The sequence below is a fragment of the Mycobacterium sp. genome (assembly GCF_049673265.1).
Classification (GTDB): domain Bacteria; phylum Actinomycetota; class Actinomycetes; order Mycobacteriales; family Mycobacteriaceae; genus Mycobacterium.
In genome coordinates, this window is the sequence record NZ_JBATXN010000033.1 from 1 (window position 1) to 3,935 (window position 3,935).

Annotated in this window: 4 protein-coding genes and 1 pseudogene; 4 read left to right on the plus strand and 1 reads right to left on the minus strand. The window is 64.1% G+C overall.

Going from position 1 to position 3,935, the window contains the following annotated elements:
- Together WBF82_RS00955 and gnd are read left to right on the plus strand one after the other, a co-directional pair.
- The coding region (locus WBF82_RS00955; protein WP_424381236.1) for a glucose-6-phosphate dehydrogenase at positions 1 to 1,161 on the plus strand (1,161 nt) is incomplete at its 5' end.
- A gap of 14 nt (positions 1,162 to 1,175) precedes the next feature.
- Positions 1,176 to 2,198 (plus strand): phosphogluconate dehydrogenase (NAD(+)-dependent, decarboxylating), encoded by a 1,023-nt coding sequence (gnd, locus tag WBF82_RS00960; protein WP_424381237.1) that lies wholly within the window; start codon positions 1,176 to 1,178, stop codon positions 2,196 to 2,198.
- Here gnd and WBF82_RS00965 read toward each other — a convergent pair.
- A complete protein-coding gene (locus tag WBF82_RS00965) occupies positions 2,195 to 3,058 on the minus strand; it encodes an alpha/beta fold hydrolase (protein ID WP_424381238.1) in 864 nt (287 codons plus the stop codon). The genes gnd and WBF82_RS00965 overlap by 4 nt on opposite strands.
- A 129-nt stretch (positions 3,059 to 3,187) precedes the next feature.
- On the opposite strand from WBF82_RS00965, the gene WBF82_RS00970 reads away from it, so the two are divergent.
- Together WBF82_RS00970 and WBF82_RS00975 are read left to right on the plus strand one after the other, a co-directional pair.
- The gene (locus WBF82_RS00970) at positions 3,188 to 3,661 is read left to right on the plus strand and encodes a VOC family protein (protein ID WP_424381239.1); all 474 of its coding nucleotides are present in this window, start codon (positions 3,188 to 3,190) and stop codon (positions 3,659 to 3,661) included.
- A 67-nt stretch (positions 3,662 to 3,728) separates the two neighbouring features.
- Positions 3,729 to 3,935: pseudogene (locus tag WBF82_RS00975) on the plus strand (hypothetical protein); the annotation flags it as partial.

The following is a 3,935-nucleotide window of genomic DNA, read 5'->3' on the forward strand; positions in this document are numbered from 1 at the left end:
TCCTACCTGCACGGCGATGTCACCGACCCCGCACTGTATGACGCGCTGGCTAAGCGACTCGGTTCCAAGCGCGACTGCCTGTACTACCTCGAAATGCCGCCGGCCCTGTTTGCCCCCATTGTCGAGAGCCTGGGCAAGGCCGGATTGTTGAAGCACTCGCGCGTCGCGGTGGAAAAGCCCTTCGGCCATGACCTCAAGTCTGCGTGCGAACTCAACGCTCGGCTGCGCGCGGTATTGAGTGAGGAGCAGATCTTTCGGGTGGACCACTTCCTGGGCAAGCAGCCGGTGGTCGAACTCGAGTATTTGCGCTTCGGCAATCTGGCGCTGGCTGAGATGTGGGATCGTCACAGCATCTCTGAAATTCAGATCACGATGGCCGAGGACTTCGGTGTCGAGGATCGGGGCAGGTTCTACGACGGGGTCGGCGCCTTGCGCGACGTCGTGCAAAACCATCTGCTGCAGGTGCTCGCCGGAGTCGCTATGGAGCCGCCGGTCGGACCGAGCGCAGACGATCTCAACGACAAGAAAGCCGACGTTTTGCGCGCGATACCGGAGTTGGACCCGGACCGGTGCGTGCGGGGTCAATACCGCGGCTACACCGACATTGACGGGGTCGCCAAGCGCTCGCAGACCGAGACCTTCGTCGCGCTGCGATTGGAGATCGACAACTGGCGCTGGGCCGGGGTGCCGATTTTTTTGCGCGCGGGCAAGGCCCTGCCCGAACGGGTCACCGAGGTGCGGCTGTTCACCCACCGTGTCCCCGCGTTGGCTTTCCTGCCCGACCGCAAACGGGCCGAACCCAACCAGATTGCGCTTCGGATCGACCCTGATCCCGGACTGCGCCTGCAGCTGACCGCACTGGATGCGGGCCGCTGGCGCGACGTTCATCTTGATTCTTCGTTCATGCAGGACTTGGGCGAGCCGTTGACGCCATACGAGCGCCTCCTTCACGCTGCGCTGACCGGGGATCACCAGCTGTTCGCGCGTGAAGACAACATCGAAGAGACCTGGCGCATCGTGCAGCCATTGCTGGACAAACCCGGCAAGGTACACCGATATGAACCCGGCTCGTGGGGGCCAGACGAGGCACAGTCGCTGCTGCGCGGCCACCACGGTTGGCAGCAACCGTGGCTCCCCACCGACCACCAGGCATCAAGGTAAGGAGAACAAACAACATGCAGCTAGGGATGATCGGGCTGGGCCGGATGGGCGCGAACATCGTGCGCCGGCTGGTCGATGCCGGGCACGAATGCGTTGTCTACGACCACGATCCGGACGCGGTCAAGGCGATGGCACACGACGACGGGATTACCGGCGCTGATTCATTGTCAGAGCTGGCGGAGAAGCTCACCAAACCTCGGGTGGTTTGGGTGATGGTGCCAGCCGGCGACATCACCAGCGGGGTGATCGACGATCTGGCCAAGACGCTGGAATCCGACGACATCGTGATCGACGGCGGCAACTCTTACTACCGCGACGACTTCAAGCATGCAAAGCGGCTGTCCGAGAAGGGGATTCACCTGTTGGATTGCGGCACCAGTGGTGGTGTGTGGGGTCGCGAGCGCGGCTACTGCTTGATGATTGGCGGCGACGACCGAGCGTTCACCCATGCGGAGCCGATATTCGCCTCCGTTGCGCCGGGGGTCGACGCCGCGCCACGTACACCGGGCCGCCGCGGTGAGATCGCGGAGCCCGAGAAGGGCTACCTACACTGCGGGGCAACCGGCGCCGGGCATTTCGTCAAGATGGTGCACAACGGAATTGAATACGGAATGATGGCCTCGCTCGCCGAAGGCCTAAACATCTTGCGCAACGCGGATATCGGCACCCGCATCGAGAAGGGCGACGCCGAAACCGCGCCACTGGTAAACCCCGAGTGCTACCGGTACGACTTCGACATTCCCGACATCGCCGAGGTATGGCGCCGGGGCAGCGTCATCGGCTCGTGGCTGCTGGACCTGACCGCGATCGCGCTACATGATTCCCCCGACCTGAAAGAGTTCTCCGGCCGGGTTTCCGACTCCGGGGAGGGCCGGTGGACCGCCATCGCGGCTATCGACGAGGGCGTGCCCGCGCCGGTGCTGACGACCGCGCTACAGTCTCGCTTCGCCTCGCGCAGCCTCGATGACTTCGCCAACCAGGCGCTGTCGGCGATGCGTAAACAGTTCGGTGGACACGCGGAAAAGCCTGCGAACTAACGCGTTACGAACGTCACGACGACGTCGCTGAAGGCGTCATTGTCGTCGCCGGCCGCGGTGTGCCCGGCTTCGGACAGCTCGACGAACTCCGCGTTGGGCACCGTCGCCAGAAAGTGACGCACGCCTTCGGGGCTGACCACGTCGGATAGCTTGCCGCGGATCAACAGCACCGGGATGGTCAAGTCCGCGGCGGCCTGCTCAAACTTCTCGGTGCGCAGCTCCGGGTCGTCGCCGGGCTTCGTCATAAATGCCGGATCCCAATGCCAATACCATCGGCCGTCGCGCAGCCGCAGGTTCTTCTTCAACCCCTCCGGGCTGCGCGGCCGCCTCCGATGGGGCAGATATGCGGCGACGGCGTCGGCCGCCTCGTCCAGTGAGCCGAACCCGTGCAGACCGCTGAACATGAACTCGCGGATGCGGGCACTACCGTTCTTCTCGAACCGCGGCACCACGTCAACCAGGACCAGCCGGGTGACCCGATCGGGGCCCGCCTGATCGGCGACGAGGATGCCGGTCAACCCGCCCATGCTCGCTCCGATCAGCGTCACCGGCCGGCCGATGGCGCCGAGCACCTCCATGACGTCAGCGGTCAACGTCTCGACGTCGTAGTCGGCGTCGGGTGCCCGATCGCTGTCACCGTGGCCGCGACTGTCCAACGCCACGACGTGGAATCCCTCGTCGGCGAGCACTTGGCCGGTGTTTTTCCAGGAGAACCGATTTTGGCCACCGCCATGCAGCATCAAGATCGTCGGTCGGTCGGCCCCCGGGTCTGCGCCGCGGTTCCACTCGTCGGCGACCAGCGTGAGGCCATTGACGCCCGAATATTCGACAGTCTGCGGAGTACTGCTCACAGTAGTCACGGGCGTCCTCTCGGAGAGATATCCGCCTGACGTTACCTATAGCGAAAACTTGTCATCGGTCGGGGCGTCGATGACTTTTGGCCGTCTCGCTGGTCAATCAATGAAAGCGACCAACGACTAGGAGACGGCATGCCCTCGATTACGCCCTCACTGTGGTTCGACCACAACCTGGAAGAGGCGGCGACGTTCTACACCTCGGTGTTCCCGAACTCGCACATTGAGGGCTTGAACCGGACCACCGAGGCGGGTCCCGGCGAGCCGGGCTCGGTTTTGTCGGGCAGCTTCGTGTTGGACGGCGCCCGGTTCATCGGGATCAACGGTGGCCCACAGTTCCCGCACAGCGAGGCGGTGTCGTTCACGGTCAGCTGCAAAGACCAAGACGAGGTTGACTACTACTGGGAGAGGCTGACCGACGGCGGCGAGGAATCCCAGTGCGGCTGGTGCAAGGACCGATTCGGTCTGAGTTGGCAGATCATTCCGGACCGGCTGTACGAGCTGGTCAGCGATCCAGATCCGGCACGCGCGACGGCGGCCACCAAAGCGATGCTGGAAATGCGCAAGATCGTTGTCGCCGACCTCGAAGCTGCGGCGGCAGCGGCGTAAAGCCTCTGCGGCGATCAGCGTTTGACCCGGACCTGTCTGCCGTCGGCCGACCCGTACGTTGGGTGGTATGCCCGACGATGCTGCCAGCTCCGGCGGTGAGCCAGACGTCGTATACCTTCGGCCCATCCAATCCGCGACCCAGGTCGATCGGATCGCGCTGGTCGCCGGCCTCGTCGCGGGTGTGCTGTTGGCAGGGCTGGTCGGCTGGCTGGGTTTCCGAGCGTATGAGGCCGACAATCTCGAGGCGCAGCGCAACCTCTTCGTGCAATCAGCT